The organism is Roseateles sp. GW821-FHT02E12, assembly GCF_059421665.1.
Genome location: NZ_JBWKVK010000002.1, coordinates 1,100,161 through 1,124,291, shown reverse-complemented (window position 1 = coordinate 1,124,291; position 24,131 = coordinate 1,100,161). Strand labels below are relative to the sequence as shown.

19 protein-coding genes are annotated in these 24,131 nt (G+C 70.7%); 5 read left to right on the top strand and 14 right to left on the bottom strand.

The window, feature by feature from the left end:
* Positions 1-18: 18 nt before the first annotated feature.
* Genes AC07V5_RS15925 through AC07V5_RS15905 form a run of 5 tightly spaced genes read right to left on the bottom strand, consistent with a single transcriptional unit; the run spans position 19 to position 5,859 of the window.
* A complete protein-coding gene (locus AC07V5_RS15925) occupies positions 19-924 on the bottom strand; it encodes an FAD:protein FMN transferase (RefSeq protein ID WP_495116649.1) in 906 nt (301 codons plus the stop codon).
* A 7-nt stretch (positions 925-931) separates the two neighbouring features.
* Complete coding sequence (locus tag AC07V5_RS15920; protein WP_495116648.1) at positions 932-2,074, bottom strand: DUF3570 domain-containing protein; 1,143 nt, start codon at positions 2,072-2,074, stop codon at positions 932-934.
* Positions 2,061-2,288 carry a DUF4266 domain-containing protein gene (locus AC07V5_RS15915; RefSeq protein WP_495116647.1) on the bottom strand — a complete coding sequence of 76 codons (228 nt, stop codon included), beginning with the start codon at positions 2,286-2,288 and terminating at the stop codon, positions 2,061-2,063. Before AC07V5_RS15915 ends, AC07V5_RS15920 begins: the two co-directional genes overlap by 14 nt.
* Positions 2,288-2,800: a TlpA disulfide reductase family protein gene (locus AC07V5_RS15910; RefSeq protein ID WP_495116646.1), complete on the bottom strand. Its 513-nt coding sequence runs from the start codon at positions 2,798-2,800 to the stop codon at positions 2,288-2,290. The genes AC07V5_RS15915 and AC07V5_RS15910 overlap by 1 nt, the downstream gene beginning before the upstream one ends.
* Positions 2,797-5,859 (bottom strand): choice-of-anchor D domain-containing protein, encoded by a 3,063-nt coding sequence (locus tag AC07V5_RS15905; protein WP_495116645.1) that lies wholly within the window; start codon positions 5,857-5,859, stop codon positions 2,797-2,799. The genes AC07V5_RS15910 and AC07V5_RS15905 overlap by 4 nt, the downstream gene beginning before the upstream one ends.
* A 206-nt stretch (positions 5,860-6,065) precedes the next feature.
* On the opposite strand from AC07V5_RS15905, the gene nirK reads away from it, so the two are divergent.
* From nirK to AC07V5_RS15890, 3 genes are read left to right on the top strand one after another with little or no spacing between them, the layout of a single operon-like run.
* Positions 6,066-7,475 (top strand): copper-containing nitrite reductase, encoded by a 1,410-nt coding sequence (gene nirK / locus AC07V5_RS15900; protein WP_495117074.1) that lies wholly within the window; start codon positions 6,066-6,068, stop codon positions 7,473-7,475.
* A complete protein-coding gene (locus AC07V5_RS15895) occupies positions 7,475-8,197 on the top strand; it encodes a formylglycine-generating enzyme family protein (protein ID WP_495116644.1) in 723 nt (240 codons plus the stop codon). The genes nirK and AC07V5_RS15895 overlap by 1 nt, the downstream gene beginning before the upstream one ends.
* Positions 8,194-8,763: an SCO family protein gene (locus AC07V5_RS15890; RefSeq protein WP_495116643.1), complete on the top strand. Its 570-nt coding sequence runs from the start codon at positions 8,194-8,196 to the stop codon at positions 8,761-8,763. Before AC07V5_RS15895 ends, AC07V5_RS15890 begins: the two co-directional genes overlap by 4 nt.
* On the opposite strand, the gene AC07V5_RS15885 is transcribed toward AC07V5_RS15890, so the two are convergent.
* Together AC07V5_RS15885 and AC07V5_RS15880 are read right to left on the bottom strand one after the other, a co-directional pair.
* A complete protein-coding gene (locus AC07V5_RS15885) occupies positions 8,741-9,487 on the bottom strand; it encodes a LytR/AlgR family response regulator transcription factor (protein WP_495116642.1) in 747 nt (248 codons plus the stop codon). The genes AC07V5_RS15890 and AC07V5_RS15885 overlap by 23 nt on opposite strands.
* Complete coding sequence (locus AC07V5_RS15880) at positions 9,484-10,536, bottom strand: sensor histidine kinase (RefSeq protein ID WP_495116641.1); 1,053 nt, start codon at positions 10,534-10,536, stop codon at positions 9,484-9,486. Before AC07V5_RS15880 ends, AC07V5_RS15885 begins: the two co-directional genes overlap by 4 nt.
* Positions 10,537-10,624: 88 nt before the next feature.
* Between AC07V5_RS15880 and AC07V5_RS15875 the strand changes: the two genes are divergently transcribed.
* Positions 10,625-11,029 carry a DUF1761 domain-containing protein gene (locus tag AC07V5_RS15875; RefSeq protein ID WP_495116640.1) on the top strand — a complete coding sequence of 135 codons (405 nt, stop codon included), beginning with the start codon at positions 10,625-10,627 and terminating at the stop codon, positions 11,027-11,029.
* Between the two features lie 29 nt (positions 11,030-11,058).
* Here the strand turns inward: AC07V5_RS15875 and AC07V5_RS15870 are convergent, their stop codons facing one another.
* Positions 11,059-12,327, bottom strand: a complete 1,269-nt coding sequence (locus AC07V5_RS15870; protein WP_495116639.1) for a winged helix-turn-helix domain-containing protein — start codon at positions 12,325-12,327, stop codon at positions 11,059-11,061.
* Between the two features lie 132 nt (positions 12,328-12,459).
* Here AC07V5_RS15870 and AC07V5_RS15865 point away from each other — a divergent pair, with 132 nt between their 5' ends.
* Positions 12,460-13,137 (top strand): choice-of-anchor R domain-containing protein, encoded by a 678-nt coding sequence (locus AC07V5_RS15865; RefSeq protein WP_495116638.1) that lies wholly within the window; start codon positions 12,460-12,462, stop codon positions 13,135-13,137.
* A 42-nt stretch (positions 13,138-13,179) separates the two neighbouring features.
* Here AC07V5_RS15865 and AC07V5_RS15860 read toward each other — a convergent pair whose 3' ends face one another.
* From AC07V5_RS15860 to AC07V5_RS15835, 6 genes are all read right to left on the bottom strand, one after another.
* Positions 13,180-15,369: a phosphocholine-specific phospholipase C gene (locus tag AC07V5_RS15860; RefSeq protein ID WP_495116637.1), complete on the bottom strand. Its 2,190-nt coding sequence runs from the start codon at positions 15,367-15,369 to the stop codon at positions 13,180-13,182.
* Positions 15,370-15,501: 132 nt separating this feature from the next.
* The gene (locus AC07V5_RS15855) at positions 15,502-17,436 is read right to left on the bottom strand and encodes a helix-turn-helix domain-containing protein (RefSeq protein ID WP_495116636.1); all 1,935 of its coding nucleotides are present in this window, start codon (positions 17,434-17,436) and stop codon (positions 15,502-15,504) included.
* 144 nt (positions 17,437-17,580) lie between these two features.
* Positions 17,581-18,480 (bottom strand): 3-hydroxyacyl-CoA dehydrogenase family protein, encoded by a 900-nt coding sequence (locus AC07V5_RS15850; RefSeq protein WP_495116635.1) that lies wholly within the window; start codon positions 18,478-18,480, stop codon positions 17,581-17,583.
* On the bottom strand, positions 18,477-20,171 hold the full coding sequence (locus AC07V5_RS15845) for a tannase/feruloyl esterase family alpha/beta hydrolase (RefSeq protein ID WP_495116634.1): 1,695 nt from the start codon (positions 20,169-20,171) through the stop codon (positions 18,477-18,479). Before AC07V5_RS15845 ends, AC07V5_RS15850 begins: the two co-directional genes overlap by 4 nt.
* Positions 20,172-20,186: 15 nt before the next feature.
* Positions 20,187-22,373 carry a TonB-dependent receptor gene (locus AC07V5_RS15840; RefSeq protein ID WP_495116633.1) on the bottom strand — a complete coding sequence of 729 codons (2,187 nt, stop codon included), beginning with the start codon at positions 22,371-22,373 and terminating at the stop codon, positions 20,187-20,189.
* Positions 22,374-22,548: 175 nt separating this feature from the next.
* Complete coding sequence (locus tag AC07V5_RS15835) at positions 22,549-23,928, bottom strand: TAXI family TRAP transporter solute-binding subunit (RefSeq protein ID WP_495116632.1); 1,380 nt, start codon at positions 23,926-23,928, stop codon at positions 22,549-22,551.
* Positions 23,929-24,131: the final 203 nt, after the last annotated feature.

Below are 24,131 nucleotides of genomic sequence, written 5' to 3'. Positions count from 1 at the left end.
TAACCAAGGGCTGCAGGGTCAGTCGAACGAACGCCAGCGGCCCTGCGCCAGCTTGTCCCCGGTGGCGCCGACCGCCAGGTAATCGACCCCCTGCCCTGCCAGGAACTCCTGCGCCCCCGGGCCAGCCAGCGCGGCGATCGTCGCGACAGCGCCGGCCGCGGCGCAATTCGGAGCGATCACGCTGACGGACTGCCAGTGCGCCACCGACTCCCCCGTGCGGGCGTCCAGCAGATGGCTGTAGCGGCGCCCCTCGTGCTCGAAATAGCGCTCGTAGTCACCGCTCGTCGCCAGCGCCCCTTCGGCAAGCTCGACCTCGGCCAGCAGCGCTCCGGCGCGGCGCGGGTGGGCGATACCGAAACGCCAGGGCCGGCCGCCCGCGCGGGGGCCGATCACGCGGATGTCACCGCCCAGCTCCACATAGCCGCCCCTCACGCCGGCACGGGCCAGCAGCGCGGCCGTCCGGTCCGCGGCGTACTCCTTGCCGAAGCCGCCGAAATCGATCTCCATGCCCGCCACGGGCAAGCCCAGGCTGCCGCCCTGCCAGCGCAGGCGCGGCCAGCCGATGAGGGGCAGCAGGACCTGCACGGCTTGAGGCGATGGCGGGCGGCCGCTGCTGAAATCCCACGCGCGACGCAGCACGCCGGCCGTGATGTCGAAGCGGCCGGCGCTGAGCTCGAACAACGCGCCGGCGAAATCCAGCAGCCCCGCTGTTTCAGCGTCCACCGGCTCGGCCCGCCCGCTGCCGGCGCCCGCCTGCAGCCGCGCCAGCAGGTTGTCGGGCCGGTAGCGCGAATACTTCTGTTCGATGCGCCTCACCTCGGCCATCCCCGCCGCCGCCGCCGCGCGCAGGCCGGCCTCGTCGGCGCCCACCAGCCGCAGCTCGCACGGGCAGGCCATGGCCTCGAACTCGAAGCCGAGTTCCATCAGCGCCTCAGAAATGGCACGTCAGGCCCCACTGCAGCATGCGCGCCGAGAACGGCGCCAGGCCGGGCGAGCCCCGGCCGCCCACGCGCCAGCCGCCGCGCTGCTCGTAGTGCTCCAGCTTGAGGTCGCTGCTCCAGCCGCCGCCCAGCTGCAGCGTCAGCTTCAGGCCCAGCGTGGCCGCGCCGAAACCGGCCAGGCGCTGGTCGGAGGACAGCTGGCCCGGCGGCGACTCCAGCCAGCCCGGTGGATACGGCGCCCCCAGGTAGGAATAGACCGGGTCGTAATAGAAACTGGCGGCGCGCTGCGTGTACAGCCGCAGCGACGGCGTCAACTCCACGCGCTCGCCCAGCGCGAACGCGGGCTCCAGCTGCAGCGTGTGAGAGCCGATGCCGAAGCTGTCGCGATAGGCCCGGTAGCTCATGCGCAGGCTGATGTCCGGGCCTTCGAAATGATGGTTCCAGCGCAGCGCCAGCACCTGGCTGCGGCGCGCCTCGGGCCGCTGGTCCAGGCGCTTGTAGGGGTCGGAGTAATAGCCACGGCCGGCGCTGGCGCCCAGGCTCAGCTGCACCAGGTCTTCGCGGCTCAGTGCCTGCGTCAGGCTCAGCGTGGCCTCGCTGGTATGGCGGCGGCGGTGCAGGTCCGGGTCGTCGGTGGAGCCGATGCGGTCAACGGTGTGGGCCAGCGCCAGCGTCCAGCCACGGTTGTTGTCGTCACTGGCCCAGCCGCGCTGCACGGAGAAGCCGCGCGAGTGGAAGTCGTTCTCGTCCGACCAGACCGCACCGGCCGACCAGCTCGCATGCTCGTCCTCGTAGCGGGTCACCTTGACGTCGCCGGCCTGGCGCCGATCCGTCATGCGCGAGGCGCTCGACACGGCCGTGTGATACCGCGGCGACGCACCGGACACGCGGTCAACGCCCAGGCTGGCCTCCAACCCCCAGCGCCGCCCGACCGGCAGTCGCAGCAGCAGCACGGGCGCGCTGACATGGATGCGCTCCAGCCCCGGCTGGCGGTCCTGGTAGTCGAGGACCTTGACCGACATCAGGCGTTCCTGCGGATCTTCAGCCGCCTGCGCGAAGGCCACGCCCGGCAGCGCCAGCGCGGCGGCGACGACCGAGCCCAGTGCCACGGCCCTGCCGTCAGTTGCAGCCACAGCCGCCCCCTTGCGCCGCACCGCCGCCGCTGGAGTTCTCCTTGCTGGCGTAGACATGCTGGGACAGCCGCTGCCCCAGGGGATCGGGCTCCATGCGCATGGCGGGCCGCGCGAGCAGGTCCTTCTCCCAGGCGCGCGGAGGCGTCAGGCCGGCGCAGCCGCCGAGCAGGCTGACCAGCGCCACCGGCAACAGGAAGCGGGCAAGGGCTCGCATCAGCCGCGCGTCCGCAGCGCGGCCTCGATGCGGTGCTCGAGTTCGGGGCCGTCGCCCTCGCGAAAGCCGCGGTGCGTGAACAGGATGCTGCGGTCGGGCGCGATCAGCAGCGACGTCGGCATGGCCGCCACCTCGAACAGCCGCGCCAGCTCGCCCTCGGGGTCCATCAGCAATGGGAAGCTGGCCGGACGCTCGCGCAGGAAGCGCTGTGCATCGGCCTCGCGCCGATCCACGTTGACGGCGACGATGCGCAGGCCGGCAGGGCCGAAGCGCGCCTGCATCGCATTCATCCACGGGAAGGACTGCCGGCAAGGCCCGCACCAGGAGGCCCAGAAGTCCAGATAGGTCGCGCGCCAGGCACCACCATCGGCCAGCAGCGGCTCGCCATTGCTGGTGGGCTTCAGCACCTCAGGCGCACGCGAAGCGGCGGCCAGCGCGGCCGGTGCCAGCGCCGCCGCGGCCCAGCCCAGCAGCAGGCGGCGATTCGGGCGTGCGGCTGTGGGCGGCGTCATCGGCGATGCGGGCGTTTGCTGGGGCGAGGTAGAGCCAGGGCGGCGAGTGCCAACCATAGCAGCAGCATGGCGCTGAAGACGCCTCCTCCACCGCCACCGCCGCCAACGTTGCTCCCCAGGCTTGGGGATTCGCTCACCGTCAGCGGCACGCCGAGTTCGCCCAGCAGCGCGTCGCCGCCCAGCAGCAGCGCATTGCCGGCGGCGCCATCGGCACGCCCCAGCCAGGCCAGCTCCAGGGCACAGGCCTCGCCGGGCAGCAGCACCAGCGCGGTGTCGGCGCAGGAGGGCGACGCGCCGGCCGCCCAGGCGAAGCCGTTGCCTTGCAGTCGGATGGACTCCAGCGCCAGCGCCACGGAACCTTCGTTGCGAAGCCACAGCGCACGTGCCGGCGGCGGCGTGGCACCTTCGGCCGCGAAGTCCAGCGCCGCAGGCAGCAGAAGCGCCACCGCAGCCACGCTGGCCTGGCCGCGGCCCTGCAGCGGCCAGCTCAGCAGCGGCGCGGCGCCCGCCCCGCCCAGATGCAGGCCGGCTTCGCGCAGCCCCGCGGCACGCGGGTGGAAGCGCAGCCGCAGCCGGCAGGACTCGCCAGCCGCCAGCCGCTGGCCCGGCAGGCAACCGGCGGCCGTCATGTCGATGCTGAAATCGGCCGCGGCCGGCCCACCGAACTGCCACAGCAGGGGCTCCGATGTCGCGTTGCCGCGGTTCAGCAGCACCAGCGTCTCGCCCGAGCTGGCGCTGCCGACGGCGGTGTCGGCATGGCTTGGCCACGCCGGCGCGGCCTGCCAGACCAGCAGCGGCGCCGTCTCGACCGCCTCGCCCACCAAGGCTACGGACGACTCCGCCGCGGCGCCCGCCGTCTGGATGAGCAGCCGGCCGGTGGACGGGCCAGCGGCCTGCGGTGCGTAGCGCAGCGCCAGCGTGCAGACCTCGCCGGGTGCCCAGCCGCGCGCGCAGGCCGGCGCGGCCGATTCAATTTGAAACGGCCCCTCCACCCGCAGCAGCGGTGGCGAGGCCGTGCCCGCGGCGTCATGCACGAGGCGCACGGACCGCGTCACCGCGGAGCCTAGCCCCAGCGGCTGGCGGCCAAAGTCCAGCCGTGCCACGTCCGGCCTGGGTGAGGCCGGCATCACGGCGGGCGCCCTGCCGCGCAGCGGCACCGTGGCCGGCAGCGGCGCGTCGTCGGCCTGCAGTACCAGCGACGCCAGCCTGTCTTCGCCGGCGCCCGCATCGGCACCCGGCTGGAAGCTCAGCTGCAGGCGGCAGGAAGCGCCCGCCGCCAGGCCAGCCGCGCAGTCACCAGGCAGCAGCCTGAAGTCCGAAGCCCTCGTGCCGCTCAAGGCCAGGCTGCGCCAACGCAGCGCTACACCGCCGCGGTTGTTCAGCATCAGGTTCAACGTCTGCAAGTCGCCCACCACGCTGGGCTGACGCGCGGCGAAACCGAGAGCCTGGGCATCGAGCCATAGCTGCGAGGCTGCTTGGTCGCGTGCGAGGCCGCGCAGGTCGAGCAACAGCGCCGGCGCTGCTGCGGCAGCCTCGACACGCAGGCGGGCGCTGCGCGGACCGGTGCCTGATGCAGGCGCGAAGCGCAGCGTCAGCCCGCAGGCCGCGCCCGCGGGCAGGCTGAGGCCGGCCTGGCATTCGCTGTCGGGCAGCACGGCGAAATCCGCTGCGTCGGCGCCGCCGAGCACGAGCTGCTGCAAGGGCAGCGCCGCGGCGCCACGGTTGGTCAGCGTCACCCGCAGCGTGGCGGACTGGCCGGCCACGGCTTCGAGCAGCGGCCTGCCCGGCTCCGCCGCCAGCCATGCACCGCCAGCGGCCACCACGCGGCCGACCATGGGCAGGCGCAAGCCCGCATCCACCAACAGCTCGGCCTGCGCCGGGCCGGCGCGCCGCGGCTCGAAGGCGACGACGATCTGGCAGTAGCGGCCAGGCGCCAGCGCAGTACCGGCACAGCCATCGCGCAGGATGCTGAACTGCGCGTCGCTGAGCCGCAGCGCCGGCGCCTGCCAGGCCGCCGCGCCGCGGTTGTGGATGGTGAGCGTCTGCGGCGTGGCCGGCAGGCCGCCCAGCGCCAGCACGCCGAAGTCCAGCCAGGCGGGCTCGGCCTCCAGCCAGGGGCCGGCCGCATCACCCCGGCCCAGCAGTTCGACGCGGGACTCGCCGCCGACACCGTCATGCCCAATGCTCAGCTGCCCCGGCCGCGCGCCCGGCTGCCGCGGCGCAAACTGCAGGCTGATGCTGCAACGCTGGCCCGGCGGCAGCTTCAGGCCGGCCAGGCAACTGCCGCCCACCCAGGCGTAGTCGGGCGGCTGTACGTCCAGCCGGCCCAGGGTCAGCGAGTCTGCGCTGTCGTTGGCGATGGTGACGGTGCGCGCTCGCGGCGCGCCACCGACGGCCAGGCCGCCGTAGTCCAGCACCTGCGGCAACACGCGGGCAATGGCGCGCGGCGCAGCGGCACCCTCACCGGCCAGTGCGATGCGCACCGGCGTCGGCGTGGAGGCGTGATCGACGATCAGCGTGCCGCTGCGCGCACCCGCCGCCGTCGGCCGGAACACCACGTCCACCGTGCAACTTGAAAAGCGCGCCAGCACCGCGCCACAGTCGCCGCCGGCCAGCACGAAGTCGCCCTCCACGCGCAGCGACAGCCGGTCCATGCCCTGCTTGGTGCTCGAGGCGATGGTGATGGTGCGCAAGGCGCTGCTGGCGCCGACGGCGACTCGGCCGAAGTCCGTGGACGCCGGCCAGTTGCCCAGGTAGGCGGCGATGTCGGCCAGGTCCGCCGGGTTGTAGTACCGGTTGAAGTAACCCATGCCGCCGGTATTCAGCGAGATCGCGCGCTCGATCAGGCTGACGGCATTGCGCCCGGAAAAGATGTTGCCGAAGTTGTTGACCTGGGGGTTGTCGCTGTGACAGTCGATGCAGACCAACTGGCCCACCGCGGGCGGCGTGGCAAACAGCTGGGCGCCACGCACCGGGTCGGCAGCCCAGGCGGGCTGCAGCAGTAAAAGGGCCAACAGCGGCAGCAGGGCAATGAGGCGACGGGCAATGCGGTCAGACATGGCCGGCAAGATAGCAGGGGCCTCGGTGGGTGGCCGCAGAGGTGGGCACGGACCTGTCGGTGATTGGCTTGACGCAGCGCAAAGCCGCACCCGGTACCGCTGCCTAGCATGCCGATGCCACGGACCGAACCGTTCGGGGCTCGAACCACAACGGGAGACCCGACATGCTGCAGCGCCTTCTTCTGCTCACCGCGATCACCACCGCCATGCTGCTGGGAAGCCCGGCGCATGGCGCCCCCAGCAACACGCTGCCGGTGGTTCGCGCCCAACTGACCAGCCCGCCCCTCGTGCCTCCGCCCACCGGGCGCAAGGCGCCGGCCAAGGTCATCGTCGAGCTGGAGGTCGTCGAGAAGGACATGCCCATCTCCGAGGGTGTCAGCTACACCTTCTGGACCTTCGGCGGCACGGTGCCAGGCAGCTTCATCCGCGTGCGCCAGGGCGACACGGTGGAGTTCCACCTGAAGAACCACCCCAGCAGCAAGATGCCTCACAACATCGACCTGCACGGCGTCACCGGCCCCGGCGGCGGGGCAGCGTCCAGCTTCACGGCGCCAGGCCATGAATCGCAGTTCACGTTCAAGGCACTCAACGAGGGCATCTACGTCTACCACTGCGCCACCGCGCCGGTGGGCATGCACGTGGCCAACGGCATGTACGGCCTCATCCTCGTCGAGCCACCGCAGGGCCTGCCCAAGGTGGACCACGAGTACTACGTCATGCAGGGCGACTTCTACACGACCGGCAAGTACCGCGAGAAGGGCCTGCAGCCGTTCGACATGGAGAAGGCCATCGACGAGCGGCCGACCTATGTGCTGTTCAACGGCGCGGAGGGCGCGTTGACGGGCGAGCGGGCCATCACCGCCAAGGTCGGCGAAAGCGTGCGGCTGTTCGTCGGCAACGGCGGCCCGAACCTGGTGTCCAGCTTCCACGTCATCGGTGCCATCTTCGACAACGTGCGCTTCGAGGGCGGCAGCCTGGCGCAGAAGAACGTGCAGACCACGCTGATCCCGGCGGGTGGAGCGGCCATCGTGGACTTCAAGGCCAAGGTGCCCGGCAGCTATGTGATGGTGGACCACTCCATCTTCCGCGCCTTCAACAAGGGGGCGCTGGCCATCCTGAAGATCGACGGCCCTGAGGACAAGAGCATCTACTCGGGCAAGGAGGTCGACTCGGTCTACCTGGGCGACCGCGCCCAGGCCAACATGACCGCGGTGGCCACGGCCACCCAGGCCGCCGCTGGCGGCAAGCTGACGCAGCAGGACCAGATCGCCGCCGGCCAGGCGCTGTTTGCCGGCACCTGCTCGGTCTGCCACCAGGCCAACGGCGCCGGCCTGCCCGGCGTGTTCCCGCCGCTGGCCAAGTCGGACTGGCTGGGCCAGGACACCAAGCGCGCTGTCGGCGTGGTGCTGCATGGCCTGTCGGGCAAGGTCAAGGTCAACGGCAAGGACTACGACTCCGTCATGCCGCCGATGAACCAGCTCAACGACGACGAGGTGGCCAACATCCTGACCTATGTGCTGAACAGCTGGGGCAACCCGGGCGGCAACGTCTCGGCCGACGACGTGAAGAAGCAGCGCGCCAGCAAGCCGGCCACCACCAACCAGGCGGGGCATTGATGCCTCTGGCCGCCGCACTGGCGGGCCTGGCCGGCGCGGCCTACGTGGCGATGCCGGCGGGCACGCTGAACAGCGTGCTGGCCCGCGACACCGACCGTGAGCCGACGCGGGTGGCCGCCTTCCAGATGCGCGAGGTGCCGGTCACGCGGGCCGAGTTCCGCCGCTTCCTGAGCGCCCATGCCGAGTGGCAGCCCGGCCGCGCGCCTGCGGCCTTCGCCTCGGCCGGCTATCAGCAGCACGGGCTCGACGACTCGGCCGCACCGGTCACCGAGGTCAGCTGGTTCGCCGCGCAAGCGTATTGCGAGGCCGAGGGCGGCCGGCTGCCCACCTGGTACGAGTGGGAATACGCCGCCGCGGCCGACGCGACGCGCACCGATGCCCGCGGCGACCCGGCCTGGCTGGCGCGCATCCTCGGCTGGTATGCACGCCCGGCCAGCCAGGCCCTCCCGGCGGTGGGCGGCGAGGCGAATGTGTACGGCGTGCGCGACCTGCACGGCCTGGTGTGGGAGTGGGTGGACGACTTCAACGCACTGCTCGTCAACGGCGACAGCCGCAGCGCGGGCGACCCCGACAAGCTCAAGTTCTGCGGCGCCGGCGCCATCGACCTGCAGGACCGCCAGAACTACGCGGTGCTGATGCGCGTCGCCCTGCTCTCTTCGCTCAACGCCGCCGACAGCAGCGGCAGCCTGGGCTTCCGATGTGTACGCGAGGTGACGCGATGAAGCGATTTCTGCTCTGCAGCTGGCTCTGGTTGGCCGGCGTGGCGCTGGCCCTGCCCGGCGATTCGGTCTATCAGCTCGACGCGAGGCTGACCGATCAGCGCGGCCAAGCCGTCAAGCTCGACGGCGGGCGCGGCCAGCCGGTGCTGGTCAGCATGTTCTACACGTCCTGCCAGTTCGTCTGCCCCATGCTCATCGACGCGGCACGCGACACGCAGGCCGCACTGACCGAGACCGAGCGCCGCCGCGTGAAGGTGATGCTGATCAGCTTCGACCCGGCGCGCGACACGCCGGCCAAGCTGGAAGCCATGGCCAAGGAGCGCAGCCTGGACGCCACGCAGTGGACGCTGGCCCGTACCGACCCCGCCACCGTGCGCAAGATCGCCGCGCTGCTGAAGTTCCAGTACCGCGCCCTGCCCGACGGCGAGTTCAACCACAGCGCCGAGCTCATCCTGCTCGACGGCGAGGGCCGAATCGCCGCGCGCACCAGCATGCTGGCAGGCGCGGATGCGCGCGTGGTGGGCGCCATCCGCAAGCAGCTCGCGCTCAGCGATCCAGCCAGGCCTTGAATTCGGCCGCGCGCTCCTGGCTGACGACGAGCTCGCCCGCCAGCGCCGGCCGCAGCTGCAGCTTGAGCCGCCCCTTGCCCGCCGCGGCAAAGCCCGCCACGGCGCGCGCGGCCAGCAGCGTTTGCCGGTTGGCGCGGAAGAACTGCGCGGGGTCGAGTTGGGTTTCCAAGTCAGCCAGCGGCGTCTCCAGCAGCAAGCGGCTGCCATCGTGCAGCACGGCGTGGCTGAGCTTGTCGAGCGACACGACGTAGGCCAGTTCGCTCACGTCGAAGGCCTGGAAGGCGCTGCCCCTGCGGCCCAGCAGGCGCTGGCGCCAGCGCGGGCGCTGCAGTTCGGCGAGCACGGTCATCACGTCGCTGCCGAAGCCGCGCCTGAGCCGCTCGGCCTTGGCGATGGCCTGGGCCAGCGCGGCCTCGTCCACCGGCTTGAGCAGGTAGTCCACCGCCAGCGCGCGGAAGGCGTCGATGGCGAAGCGGTCGTAGGCCGTCGTGAAGATGACGGGCACGGCCAGCTCGCGGTCGTCGAAGAGCTCCAGCGACAGGCCGTCGCCGAGCTGGATGTCGAGCAGCAGCAGGTCGGGCGCCGGCTGTGTGGCGAGGTAGTGCGCCGTCGCCTTCACGCTGTCGGCGTGGCCAACGACGACAACCTGCGGCGCAACGCGCGACAGCGCCTCGACCAGGCGGTCACGGGCCGGCGGCTCGTCCTCGGCGATGAAGACTCTCATGGCGGGGAATGTAGGGGCACCTGCACCTCGAAGCGGCCGTCGGCCTCGCGCACGACGAGGGCGCGGCCCGTCAGCAGCCGGCAGCGCTCGTCGAGATTGGCCAAACCCACGCCGGCCGATGGCAGGGCCGTGCGGCGCGGGCGCACGTCGTTACCCACCGTCACCGTCGCATCGGCCAGCGCCAGGCTCACCGGCAGCGGTTCGGACGCGCTGGCCTGGTTGTGCTTGACGGCGTTCTCCAGCAGCGTCTGCAAGGCCATCGGCGCAATGCGCCAGCCCGGCGCCGCCTCCAGTGCCGGGTCCACCCGCAGCGGCATGGCGGCGCCGAAGCGCAGCTCCAGCAGCCGGTGGTAGCGGCGCAGGAAGGCCAGCTCGTCGGCCAGCGGCACGAGGTCGCGCTGCCGGCTGTCCAGCACGTAGCGGTAGACCTCGGCCAGCGCGTCGCAGAACTCGCGCCCGCGCGCCGGCTCGGCCTGGATGAGGTGGCCCAGCGTGTTGAGGCTGTTGAAGAGGAAATGCGGGTCGACCTGGGCCTTGAGCGCACCGAGCTCGGCCTGGGCGCGCAGCCGCTCCAGCCGCTCGACGCGGATCAGGTCGGACTCGCGCTCGCGGATCAGGAACAGCGTCTCGTAGCCGTGCGTCACGAAAAGCACGCAGATGACGTTGGTCAGCACGACGATCTGCAGCGTGCTGCGGTCCACGGGGAAACCGGTCACCGCGTACCAGGCCAGCAGGCCCAGCACGGTGATGGGCGCCGTGTAGAGGACGTTGGCGACGACGAGCATCAGCAGCTTGCGCAGCGGCCGCCTGAACCAGTCGAAGTGCTCGCGCTGCTTGAACAGCAGCCAGCGGTTGCCGCCCCAGATGGCGGTGGCCAACGCGATGAAGCCGAAGAAGCCGACCCAGAAGACGGCGTCGCGCGGGCCGAGCGGCCCGTAGAGCCCCGTCAGCCACGGAATGGCGAGGCCGAAGCCCAGGCTGCCGACCGCCATGACGAGCCGGTCGTCGAGTTGCACCGGGTTCGGCGTGTCCAGGTCGGGGTTCGGCAAGCGGATGTCCTGTTTCGGCACGCGGCCCCTGGCGGCGGCGAGGCGACGCGACCAGCATCGCGGCCATCAACCCTCACCGGAGCCCTGCGTGGAAGACATTCACTTTAACTACCTGGCCATCGCCAGCGCAGCTCTCGTCTACTTCGCCATTGGCGGGCTCTGGTACTCGCCCATCCTGTTCGCCAAGGCTTGGGCGCGCGAGGCCGGCATGACCGACACGCAGATTCAGCAGCCGCCGCTGGGCCGCATCTTCGGCCTGTCGGCTGTTGCCGCGTTGGTCATGTCCTTCAACCTCGCGGCCTTCCTGGGCGCCAAGGCCACGCTGAGCTTCGGCCTGTTCGCGGGGGCCGCCACCGGCATCGGCTGGGTGGCGATGTCGCTGGGCGTCATCTACCTGTTCGAGCAGCGCTCGCTGAAGCTGTGGTTCATCAACAGCGGCTACCAGGTGGTGGCCTACACGGCGATGGGTGGCATCCTCGGCGCCTGGCGCTGAAAGGGAGCCCCTCGCCCAAGGCGGGCCGGCTAGGGGTGGCCCGTCGCTCGGCCCGCGAAGGTGCCGAAAACGTCCTTCAGCAGCGCCCGCCCCGCCGGGTGCTGCGGCAGCCAGTGGGCATGCGCCGGGTCGCGCAGCACCATGGCCATCATCCCGCAGCGCTCGTCCACGGCGGCGCGCAACAGCCCGCTGGCCCGGTCGTACTCGCCCAGCGCCGCCAGTGGCGCTGCGTAGAGCGCCGCCTCGCCGGCCGTCGTGCGCGAGCACAGCAGCGCGGTGTCGACGATGTCCAGCGTCGCCTCGCGCCGCCCCAGGCGTGACAGCACGAAGGCCGCCACGGTCCAGACGAAGGGCGGCGTGTCCAGGCCCTGGGTCAGTCGCAGCGCCGCGGCTTCCAGCTCGGGGTGCGGCGCCACCATGGACTGGATGGCCAGCGAGAAGGCGACCGTCAGCAGCAGGCCGGGGTTGTCTCGAACGGTGGCCTGGGCCTCGGCCACGGCTTCAGCGCCACGGCCGCTCTGCACCAGGGCGCGCGTCAGCGTCATGCGCACGTGCAAGGCATGCGGCGCCAGCTGGCGCACGCGGCGCAGCTTGTCGACCGCCTGCGCGGCGTCGTCGGTGTAGAGCAGATGGCGGGCGAAGGCCAGCAGCGTGTCCGTGCCGTCGCCGTCTGCCGCCAGCGCCTGCTCGAAGCATTGCCGCGCTTCGTCGAAGCGCCAGGCCATGTCCAGCAACGCACCGCGCGCGGCATGCAGGCCCGCAGTAGCGTCGTCAAGGCCCTCGAGCGCCGTCAACCCCTCCTGGACCGCTGTGGGCGTCGTCAATTGGCCCCAACCGACGGCGATGGAGAGCGCGTCTGCCAGCGCCACGCGCGCCGCGGCAAAGCCGGGCTCGTCGCGCACCAGCGCGCGCAGCAGCTCGATGGCCAGGCCCATGGCAGCGGGCGTGCGCTGCTGCATCAGCTGGCGGGCATGGGCGTGGCTGTCCAGCGCCTGGGTGCTGGGCCCGGCCGGGGCGGGCGTCGACGGGTCGACCAGCCGGTAGCCCAGGCCGTAGACGGCCTCGACCATCACGCCGCGCGGCAGCAGCAGGTGGCGCACGCGGCTGATGCAACGCGCCAGGCTTTCGTCGGACATCTCGCGCCCCGCCCAGGCCTGCTGGGCAAACTCGTCCTTGCGCACAACGCCAGGCGCGCGCGCCAGCAGCAACCGCAGCACGGCACGCTCCTTGGGCGGCAATTTCAGCGCCCGGCCGTCGGCCTGCAGCAGTCCTGCGTCATCGAGCGCGAGCGCCTTCATGGGGGTTTGTCTCGACATCAGCTAGGGGGCGATCGTCAGGATTTCATCAAGCTTGGCCAACTGGCCCCTCCTAGCATCGGCTGCGAGTTGCTGGAGGATGGACCTCCGGCCAGAAGCTTGAACGGAGGATCCATGACTATTGTCAATCGTTGGCGCACGCGCCTTGCCGGGGCTCTTTGCGCCCTCTGCCTTGTCAGCCCCGCGGGTGCCGACACCTTGCTGGACACCGGCACACCCGGTGGATGGCTGGGTTATTACGGCTTCGACGTCTTCGTCGGCCAGTCGGTCGCCATCGCCTTCACGCCCGGCCAGGACTACCGCTTCGACGATGTCTCGCTGTGGCTGATGAGCAATGACTTCGACGCCCCCGGCCGCACGCTGCACATCTCGCTGCAGACCGATGCCGGCGGCGGGCCGGTGCCGGTGGCGCCGTCGGGCACGATGCTGGAATCATGGGCGCATGCGACCAGCGCGGTCGGCTGGACCCCTGTGCTGGAAACGCTCAGCTCCATCACGCACCCGCTGCTGCACGCTGGCACGACCTACTGGATCGTGGCCGAGTCCAACGAGCCGGCCTTCGTCGACCCGATCTGGGCCGCGGCGGCGGATGGTGCCTCGCACTACATGGGCAACATCGACTTCCAGTCCAGCCCGGCCTGGCAGGTCGGCCAGAGCAGCGGCCCGCCGGGGACGGTCATCAATGCCACGCCGGTGCCGGAGCCGAGCGTGCTCGTCCTGGCGGCCCTGGGTGCGCCCCTGCTGTTGGGCGTTGCAAGGCGGCGTGCGCGGGCGGCAGCACCGCAAGCCTGAGAGCCGCGCGGCCCCCGGGATGGGGCCGCGTTCTGGCTGGCCTCAGAGACGGGTCCGATCCAGCACGGCGGGGCCGGCCATCGCGGGGTCGCTGATCGAGGGCTCGCCGTTCTCGAGGTGGCCCGCCAGGCGGCAGCCGAAGCCCGCCACCTCGGCGACCTTGAGGCTGTAGTCGTACCAGCGGTGCCCGCCATCCACGGCGATGCGCACGGTGCGGGCGGTGCCCGCGGGCACGTTCCAGCTGCGGTCGGGCACGGTGCCGTAGCGGTGGGCTTGCAGCACGAAGGTGCAGGGCCTGCCGCCATCGTTGCGCAGTTCGACCACGAGCTCCAGGTGGGCAATGTCGGCCTGCACCTGAATGGCGGGCTGGGCGTGGGTCGCGCCGGCCCTGGGCAGGTTGCCGGTGAAGTGGCGGTGAAAGCCATTCGGGCCCAGCACCCACAGGTCATAGGCCGTGCCTACGGCGCCGACCCAGATGCCGTCCAGCTGCTTGCCGGCTTCCACCGTGTAGCGGCGCGGCAGCTGGGCCAGCGCGAGGCGGTCGTAGACGTGGAAGACGGCGCCGGCGGTGCCCGAGTTCTCGAAGCGCAGCGTGACGCCCGACTTGTTGGCATGGGCCTGTACCTGCAATGCATAGGGCAGCGCGCGGGCCATGCGGATGCCGCTCGCCTGCACCGGTGCGGCCAGGGTGGTGGGCGCCTCGGGCTTCTTGGTGCCTTGCAGCGCGAGGGCCCGGGCGCGCAGCGCGGCGGTGGCCGGCAGGTTCTGCACGAAGGCGCTGTCCTGCGGGCGCGCGAAATCGAAGCAACCGGTCAGGTCGCCGCTGACCGCACGGCGCCACGGCGTGATCAGCGGCTCCTGCACGCCGAAGCGCGCCTCGATGAAGCGGATCACCGAGGTGTGGTCGTGCACCTGGGAGTTGACCCAGCCGCCCTTGCTCCACGGCGACACGATGTACATCGGCACGCGCGGACCCATGCCGTAGGGCCGGTGCTGGTAGGTGGGGTCGCTGCCGTTGAGCAGGTGGTGGTATTCGCCCGCCGTGTCTACCGTCGACGCGCCGGCGAGGACAGCCTTGGCCGGGTCGGCGTCATAGGCCTGGTAAGACGGCACCGCCGGCGGCGGCAGGTGGTCGAAGAAGCCGTCGTTCTCGTCGAAGTTGATGAACAGCACGGTCTTGGACCAGACCTCCGGGTTGGCCGTCAGCGCGTCCAGCACGCGGGCCGTGTAGTCGGCGCCCGAGGCGGGGCTGGACGGCCCCGGGTGCTCTGAGCCCTCGGCCGTCGCGACGATCCAGGACACCTGCGGCAGTTGGTGGGCCAGCACGTCGGCCTTGAGCGCGTCGAGGTCGCGCGTGGTGACGCCACGGTCGCGCAGCGGCACCGAGAAGCCGGGATGACCGAACCATGCGTCGCGAAACGGACGGAAGCCCGCCAGCGGGTTGTCCGTGTAGTTGTCGTCCATGTTCTGGTAGACCTGCCAGCTGATGCCGGCGGACTGCAGGCGCTCGGGATAGGTCGTCCACGTGTAGTCGGTGGCCCGGTTGGCGTCGAGCTGTTCGTGGCTGTTGTCGGTGGACGGCCCACCGGAGAGGCCCAGTGGGTCGTTGCCGCCGGTCCACAGGAACAAGCGGTTGGTGTTGGTGCCGGTCTGCGTGGCGCAGTGGTAGTGGTCGCACAGCGTGAAGGCACGCGCCAGTGCGAACTGGAACGGGATGTCCGCCTCCTGGTAATAGCCCAGCGAATGCGCCTGCTTGGCGGCCGGCCAGTTGTTCATGTGACCGTGGTCCCAGGCGGCCTGCGCGTCGGCCCACGAATGCGGCGTGCCGGCCACGCGCATGACGGAGAAGTCCTGCTGCGTGTTCAAGTGGAAGGGCGCGATGGCCGTGCGCCGGATGCCCCGGTCAGGCGCGCCCGGCGCCTTGGTGTCACCGCCGTGAGGCTGCACGAACACCGTCTTGCCGCGGAAGGTGCCGGCACGGTCGACGACCGGCACCGGGAAGGGGTCGGCAAAGCCGCGCACGCCCGCCAGCGTGCCGAAGTAGTGATCGAAGGAGCGGTTCTCCTGCGTCAGGATGACGATGTGTTCGACGTCGAGCAGCGTGCCGGTGCGCTGATGGGCAGGAATGGCCAGCGCGCGCTGGATGGCGGGCGGGAAGCTGGCCAGCGCCAGGCTGGCACCGGCCGCTTGGCCGAGGCCGCGCAGGAAACCGCGGCGGTCCTGTTGAGACATGGGAGAACTCCCGGGGAATCAAAACGAAAAAGCCCGCCGACGGCGCATGCCATCGGCGGGCTGAGTCGCGGACGGTAACCGCACCTTAGCGCCGCGCGCTCATTCCACTCGATCGTCAACCCGCAAGCGCGCTCAGCTGCGCAGGCTCCACAACCTCAGCGCCATGTGAATCTCGAGCGCCCGCGTCGCCTGGCCCCAATGGCCCAGCAGGTCCTCCACCGTGGCGAGGCGTTGACGCACGGTGTTGGTGTGGATGTCCAGCCGCTGGGCCGTGGTCTTGGCGTTCTGGTTGCAGTCGAAGTAGCAAAGCAGCGTCGCCGCCAGTTCAGTGTGGCGCTTGCGATCATGGGCCAGCAGCGGGCCGATGCAGGCGCTCAGAAACTGCTCCAGGCTGGCAGGGTCATGGGTTTCGAACAGCGTGGAGTAGAGCGCCAGTTCGTTCTGGCCGATGACCTGGTCCTGCACACCCAGGCGCGCCAGCACGGCCAGCGCCCGCCTGAGCGTCGCGTAGACGGCCGGCAGTTCGGCCGCGTTGTTCATGGGCCGCGACAGCACACCGCGATGCCCCGCGCCCGCCTCGCTGCGCGCCCAGGTACCGAGGGCCTGGCGCACGTCCTGGGCGCGCGGTGTCGCGCACAGGATCACGAGGGTGCCGTCGATGTCTTCGACCAGGCTGCGCTCCAGCGCGCTCATCTGTCGCAGCCGACGTGCCGCATAGCCGCTGCCCGGCCCCTCCAGCTCGGCCAGGATCAGTGACAGGGGCTGGGCCAGGTCGAGGCCGAAGCGCTCCGCACGGTCGGCCAGTTCGCCCGGCTCGTCCTGGCGCGGCGAGACCAGGGCGCGCAGCAGCGCGGCAGCGTCCCGGCTCTGCGCCGCCTCGCGCCGCTCCTGCGACAGCAGCACGATGCCGATGACGCTGGAGCTGCGTTCCAGCGTGCGGATGGCAAGCTCCGACAGCGCGCCGGCGTGGAAGAAGGCCAGCGCGCCCAGAACGCCGTCGCCGCCGATCACCGGCATGACGCGGCAGCTCTCCTCGCCCACTTCGAACGCCGGCACCGAACGCCCGATCTGCCGCGCCTGGCGCAGTGCCGCGGCCAGCTCGGCGCTGCGCTCGCCATGCGGCGCATAGGCTGCGGCGGCGGTCCCGCCGTAGCCGGTGGCGCTGCCCCGGCTCAAGACCTGCGCGGCCTCGTCCAGCACCAGCACGCTGCCGCCGAGGCGCTGCGCGACGGACTGGCACAAGGTGGCCAGCGAGGCGCCGCGCGCCAGCAGCGAGGTCATTTCCTCGTGGGCGTCGGCGGCGGTCTGCACGTCTCGCGCGTGGCTTTCGAGCGCGGCGCGAGCCTCGTCTGCCTGCCGCAAGGCGGTGTTGACGCGCCCGAAGTCGCGCGCGTTCTTCAAGGCGACGGCACCGTGCGTGGCCAGGGTGCTGAGGATGGCCAGGTTCTGTGCCGTATGAACGCGCGGGTAGCGGTCGGCCACGAAGAGCAGGCCGATGACTTCCTCCGCCCAGATCAGCGGCACGCCGGCCAGCGCGGTGATGCCTTCCTCCAGGAATGCGCCGTCGAGCCTGGCGTCATGGGTGAAGCGCTTGTCGTTCAGATAGTCGGGCGTGGTGAAGGGCTGGCGGCTGGACATCACGACACTGACGACGCCGCGATCACGGCTCACCACCATGGATGCCGTGTTGGGCGCCAGCGAGCCCTCGGTCACGAGGGCGCGGAACACGCCTTGAGCGGCGTCCATGGTGGACAGCCAGGCCAGGTCGGCACCCAGCAGCGCACGGGCACGGTGAACGATGGTGCGCAGCAGCTCGTCGAGGTCGAGCCGGCTGGACAGGTCCTGCGCCGACTCGACGACGGCGAGCAGGCCCTGCTCCCGTTGCTGCAGCAGCTCGAGCCGGTTGCGTACCGCCATCGCCATGCGCACCCTCTCCACCAGCGCTGCCTTGGCCGGGGTCTCAGGCAGGGCTTCTGCGTGCGCCAGGCGCGTCGCGAACTCATCGGCCGATGCGCCGAGGTGCAACAGGTCGATCAACTCGGCGGCAATCTCCTGGGCAGTCTCCATGGGGCGGGTGGCAACGTTGGGATGGCGAGGCTAGCAGACCGGCGGCAAGCAAAGTCGCCGTTTACCTGTGATCCGATGACATAAAACTGGACTGTTTTATGTGCACCTCTCACACTGACGGAGTCGCACCCAAAGCCGCCGCCGCTAGCCCTTCTCGAAGAGATGGGCAGCCAGGCGCCGGTGCACAGCCTCGGCCTCTCCTTCGGGCCAGGCCCTCAGGCCCTGGCCCGACTGCATGCCGAGTTGGCCAGCGGCAATCAGCCGGTCCAGCAGCGGCGAGGCGGTCGTGTCAGCGCGCAGCGATGGGAACAGCAATTGGTGGACGGCACGCGTGAGCTCCAGGCCGACGAGGTCGGCGTTCTCCATCGGCCCGAGCACCGGCATGCGCAGGCCGAAGCTGTGCTTCACGACAAGGTCGATGGCCTCGGCGTCGCAGACGCCCTCTTCGACGAGGCCGATGGCCTCGCGCCACAGCGCGTGCTGCAGCCGATTGCCGATGAAGCCTGGCACGTCACGCAGCACCTTGACGGGTCGTTTCCCCACGGCCGCCAGCCAGTCGAAGGCCGCATCGAACACCTCGTCGGCGGTGCAGGCCGTGCGCACCACCTCCACCAGCGGGATCAGGTGCGGTGGGTTCCAGAAATGCGTGCCAACGAGGCGGCGCTGCGCGTCCGCTGCCAGCCCCTCGCCGATGCGGGTGATGGGAATCACCGACGTGTTGCTGGCCAGGATGGCCTGCGGCGGCGCGGCCGCCGCGACGCGGGCAAACAGCTGCTGCTTGAGCTCCAGCCGCTCGGGCGCCGCCTCGATGACCAGTTCGGCTCGGGCGACGGCCGCTTCGAGGCTGGCCTCGACGGTGATGCGCGCGACGACGGGCGCGGCATCCACGCCCTCGTCGCGCAGATTGCGCTCGACGCGCGCGACCGCCGCGCCGAGCACGGCGGCATCCGGGTCGGTGAGCACGACGGGGTGCCCGGCACGCGCGAACACCTGGGCGATGCCGTGGCCCATCAGCCCGGCACCGAGGATGGTGACGGGCTTCATCGGTTGGTGCAGACGAAGGAAGCCGCAGCGTTCACGTCGCCCGCGCCCCGGTAGCGGGGCCACAGCGGGTAGTCGCACAGCGGGCGCTGGCGGCCCGGCACGCCCACGGTATCGGTGGTGACCTGGCGCTCGGGTGCCACGCCCTGCTCGACCCAGGCCTCCAGCGCGGTGAGCGAATCCCAGGTGGCGTTGAACACGCTGCTGGCGGCATGGTTGTAGCCCGGCACCTCGTAGTAGCGGGTGAAGCCGCGCAGCGGCAGCGCACCCAGCTGCGCGAGCCAGCTGTCGTAGAGGGCACGTGTCGTGCGGCTGCTGACCAGCACGTCGTTGAGGCCATGCGCCAGTAGCAGCTTGCCGCCCCTGGCCGCGAAGGCCGACAGGTCCGTGCGGTTGTCCATCGTCGCGCTCAGCAGGCTGATCCGCGATGCCCAGGCGCCGGGGTTCTCGGGGTCGAGGGACAGCGCGTCAAAGGACGGGTCGCGCGTGACGTGGTGCTTGAGCCACTGGTCCAGATAGATGCTGATGTAGGGCGCGTCCGGCGGCATGGGCCGCGCCGGCGCCGACCTGTTGAAGGCCAGGAAGCTGACGATGGGTTCGATGGCCTGGGTGCGCGTGTAGATGCCGGTGTCGGCGCCCCAGATGTTGTAGCCCGGGTGCCGGGTTTCGCCGCTGGCGAGGTAGTCCAGCCGGGTCGGCGTGTCGATGACTTTCATTGCGGTGATCTGCGCGTCGGACAGGCAGCTGTCGCCCGTGTCCGCGCCGCCTGCGCAGCGCAGCGGCCGGCCGTCGAGCTGCGCCGTCGACGGGTCGAAGACGGCGTTGCAGCGGTCCTGGTGGCTGATGAGGCCGTCCACCACGCCGTCGAGGCCGTCGCAGGCCTGCAGCGCGGCCCGGAACAACGCGTCGCGCTTGGCGGCGTTGGGGTAGGCGCCGGGCTGGGCGAGCGCACGATTCATCCGTTGCCCGCCCAGGATGCTGACCATGCCGGCGCTGGCGGGGTACCAGGAGATGGCGCCGTCCCAGTCGGCCGGCCAGCGCTGGACCGCCTTGATAGCCTCGCGGCCGCCGGTCGAGCCGCCGGCAAAGTAGGCCTTGGTGGGCGCGCGGCCGTAGCGGGCGGCGATCAATGCGACCGCCACGTCGCGCGTCTTCTTCAGCGCGTCACCCGCGTAGTTGGCGAGCGCCTCGTCGTTGACGCCGAAGGACGCGTCGAGGCTGCCCAGGGCATTGGCCTGGTGGCCGGAGTCGCTGCCGAAGGTGGCGTAGCCACGGCCGATGGGCAGCGGCTGGTCGATCGGGCCGGCCGGCACATTGCCCACCACGTTGGGGATGCTGCCGTTCAGCCCGCCACCACCGAACATCAGCGCCTTGCCGTTCCAGGCCGTGGGCAGCGCAAGGTTGAACTTGATGGCGGGCGCCTCGGCGTCGACCGGCGCGATCTCGCCGGACACCAGGCAGTGCTCGGGCTTCAAGGCCGGGCTGGCTCCCGATGCGGCGACCGGCGTCGCCGACGTCACGCGGGCGCCCGAGGTCGGCAGGCCGATCCTGTCGGCGCTCACGCTCAGCAGCGCCATTTCGGTGCAGGCTCTCGGGTGTGGGACGGGTGTTGCCGCGACGGTGGCGCAACCCGTGATGAAGAGAGCCACGAGGGCAGAGAGCGCCAGTGCGACGGTGCGGGGGCTGGGGGTCATGAGAGGTTGGCGTGGTCAGAACAGTTGGGTGAGGCGCACGCCGTACTGACGCGGCATCCCGACATGTCGAAGGCCAGCCCCGATGGTCGAGACATAGCGCTGGTCCGTCAGGTTGGTGCTGTACAGGCTGGCTGTCAGATCGCCCTGCTCCAGATCGATCTGGGCGCTGACGAGGTTGCGGCTGCCCAGCTTGTCCGCGAGCGCGGGGTTCTCGAACAGCGTGGCCCATTGCGACGCGATGTGGCCGACGTTGATGCGCGGCGTGATGACGGTGTCGCCGAGGACGAAGCGGCGCTCCACGCCGACGCTGGCCGTCAGCTCTGGCGCGTAGGTCTGGCGGTGCCCCTCGAGCGCGATGCAGCTCGCGCTCGCCGGCCCCTGCTGGGGATCGCACTTGGCGACGGCCGGCACGCGCGGGTCGGTGGCGAAGAAGCGGCCCAGGGCGCTGTGCATCCAGCCCAGGTTGGCACGCAGCGCCCAGCCTTCGGCGAGTTGGGCCTGAAGCTGCCCCTCGAACCCGTAGATGCGGCTCGCATTGGGTGTGTTGACCTCGACACCGAAGACCGGCAGCGTCGGGTAGCCGATGGTGACCTGGAAGTTCTTGTAGTGGTTGTAGAAGGCCGCCACCTGCGTGTGCACGCGGTTGCGCAGCCAGCTTGCCTTCCAGCCCGCCTCCACCGACGTGACCTTTTCCGCCTCGAAGGGCGAGGCTTCGCCGAGGCCGACCGGCACGTTCAGGCCGCCCGGGCGGTTGGCGCTTGCGACGAAGCCGTAGAGGAAATGCTGCTCGCTGGCCGCCCAGTTCAGCGCCGCCTTGCCCGAGAAGCCCTTGAACTTGGTCGACTGGCGCTGCGTCAGCGGCAGGCCGAACTGCAGGATGTCGAGGTTCAGCGAATGGTGGGTCGTGGAATAGCGCCCGTCGGCGACGAGCTTGAGCCCCTCGGAAAACTGGTAGCCCAGCTGGCCGAAGACCGCACGGGTGCGCCGGGGCGTGTCGCCACTGAACCGGTACTCCGTGAGCGGATTACCCGGCACGCCGCTCAACAGGTTGCCCGGCAGCACGGTGTAGGTGTCACGGCTGGCGTAGGCACCGAGCACCCAGGTCACGGGGCCGGCATCGGGCGAGATGAGGTTGAACTCCTGCGAGTAGAGGGCCTCGTCCGTCGAGTCGAAGAACACGGACTTGCCGACGCTCGTGCCGTCGAGGTCGCCGGCATAGGCGGTGTTGCCGCGCTGGTAGCCGGTGATGGCGCGCAACCGGGTGCCGTCGTCGAAGCTGTACTCAAGCTTCAGCACCGAGCGGCCGAAGCGGTCGCGGGCGCGCTGGTCGGCGTTGGAGGTGACGGTGAAGAGATCGTTGGCCGCGTTCACCGGGTCGGCCGGGTAGCCGCCGAAGTCGAGGTCGTTGTAGTCGATCTTGAACAGGACAGACAGCGAAGGCGTCGGTTTCCACAGCAGGCCCAGGCGGGCGCTCTTGGTGCGCAGCTCGCCGTGGTCGCCGGTGTAGGGGCCGGTGACGGTGTAGAAGCTGTCGCGGCTCTCGGTGTTGAAGGCGAAACGGGCCGCCAGCGTGTCGTTGATCGGCAGGTTGACGGCGCCCTGGGCGGCCCGCTCCTTGTAGTTGCCCACCTGGCCGAGCACATAGCCGTGCACGCCGCCCTGGATGACCGGGTCGTTGGAGTCGACGAGCACCGCGCCCCCCGTGGCGTTCTGACCGCCGAAGGTGCCCTGCGGGCCGCGCAGGATCTGCACGGAGGCGATGTCGTAATAGGGCTCGGCCGTGAAGTAACCGGGGAAGGTGGCGACACCGTCGCGGTAGGTGATGACGCCGGTGGTCGTCTGCGTGTTGGTCTCGGCCTTGCCGATGCCGCGGATGGTGACGTTCAGGCCCTGGCCGAAGTTGTTCGCCGCCGCTGAAGGCGTGGCGAACTGCAGCTGCTCCAGCACGCTGACGCCGGCCTTCAGCAGGTCGTCGCCGCTCAGCACGGTGGCGGACAGCGGCGCCGTCTGCAGCGGCTCGGCGCGGCGTGACGCATTGACCGTCACGGTCTCCAGCTTCTCGGGCTCGGCCTTGCGCTTGTCCGCGGTGCTGTCCGCCGGCTTCGCATCGGTGGCCTGCGCGTTCGCGAGGGTGCAGCAGGCCAGGGCCAGCAGCGTCAGGCCGAACCGTCGGCCACGGGCGTGGGGAGTGGGGGTGCGCATCGTCTCCTGCCTTCTTGTCGTGTGTCACGCCGGGGCGGCGTGTGGCAGGGAAGTCTGTCGGGCACAGAGGTGCGGGCCCATGTGGGCTGGAGACAAGGATTGGCGTCGGCGCTTGTGCGCTCTTGCCAACAGGGCATTTCAGGCCGAATTGACGCGGCACTGAAAAGCTCGTTGATCAGTCGCTCGGTCCGTCTGTTGGCCGGGACCGCTGCGCCAGCAGACGCTTGCGCACCGCATAGATGTTGTTGCGCAGCGCGTAGAGCTCTTCGGCATAGGACAGCGGCACTGCAATGCGGTGTGTGACGCGGTCCAGCTCGTCCAACTCGTTCAGCAAAGCGTCGCGCTCGCCTGTGCCGGTTTCCAGCTTTGCTTCCACCTCGCGCAGCCGCGCATACCAGCGGAACACGCGCGAGCGCACGCGGAAGGTGTAGAGCGGCGGCACGACGCGCGACAGCGGCAGCATCAGCACCAGCAGGCCGCCGACCACCAGCCACATGCGTTCCAGCAGATTGCCGGCCCAGAAAGGCAGGTAGCGCGCCCAGGCCGACGGCGTGCCGTTGATCGCGCGGTCGCCCTCGGCGCTGACCGGCAGCTCGCTGGTGCGGGTGTTGGGGAAGTCGCGCGCGCCATTGAACCAGCCGGCCTCGCTGTGCTGGCCCAGGGCCGCCTGCGCGAAGAGCTGGCGCAGCGCAGGGTGCGTCTGCTCGCGCGCCAGCAGTGCGGTGGTGGTGGCCAGCAGCGGCACGTCGTGAGACGGCAAATCGGCCGCCAGGTCCACCACACCGCGCGGCAGGCTCACGGTGGACAGGAACGGCAGGTGGCGCGAATAGGCCTCGTTCTGCTCGAAGGCCATCAGCGCAATGGCCGGGTCGCGCAGCAGCGCGCGGATCAGGCCGGCCTGCGGCGCCGAGATCAGCACCGTGGCGTCCAGCCGGCCCTGGCGCAGGGCCGCACCGGCGGCGTCGGGCGCCAGATTGGACAGCTGCAGATCGGTCGGCTTCAGCTGGTTCAGCGCCAGCAGCTTCTCAACAATCTGCGGTACACCGCTGCCGTCCTGATCCACATTGACTCGCAGGCCGCGCAGCTGGCCCAGGCGCTGCAGTTCGCCGCCGGGCTGGCGGCGCGCGATGCCGAGATCGCGGCGATAGAAGATCCAGATCGGCTCGTAGAACAGGCTGCCCAGCGAGACGATGCCGGCCTCGGTATCGGCCGCGGGATCGGCCATGCCGCCGCGTACGAAGCCCACATCGGCCTTGCCCGCGCGCAGATAGGCCAGATCGTCCTGCGCGCCTTCGCTGGCGATGAGCTCCACCTGGATGCGCTCGCGCGCCAGCGCCTTCGCATAGCCCTCACCGAAGCCGGCGTAGGCGCTTCCGGCCGGGCCGGTGGCCAGCCTCACCTGGCGCGGCGGCTGCGGATCCAGCCACCAGTAGGCCGCTACCAGCAGGCCTCCACCGAGCAGCAGCAGAGGGCCTATCGAGACCATCATGTCGCGCAGCGTCTGCAGCAGCAGGCGCAGGCTGCGGGTGGCATGCCATTGCTGAATCGGGGTCATGGCTTGCCGTCCTGAGCGGGCAAGGTCTGGGCCAGCGTGTTGCAGAGTCGCTCGCATTCCTGAGCGTCCGCATGAGTAGTGGCCGCAAGGGTGGGCATGATCATGATGCCGAGGCATCGCATGGGCAGGGCCTTTGCCGATGGAGGACCGGTCCATCGTATTCGAGGCGTGCTGGCCGGACTGTTACGCCCGCCTTCGCTGGC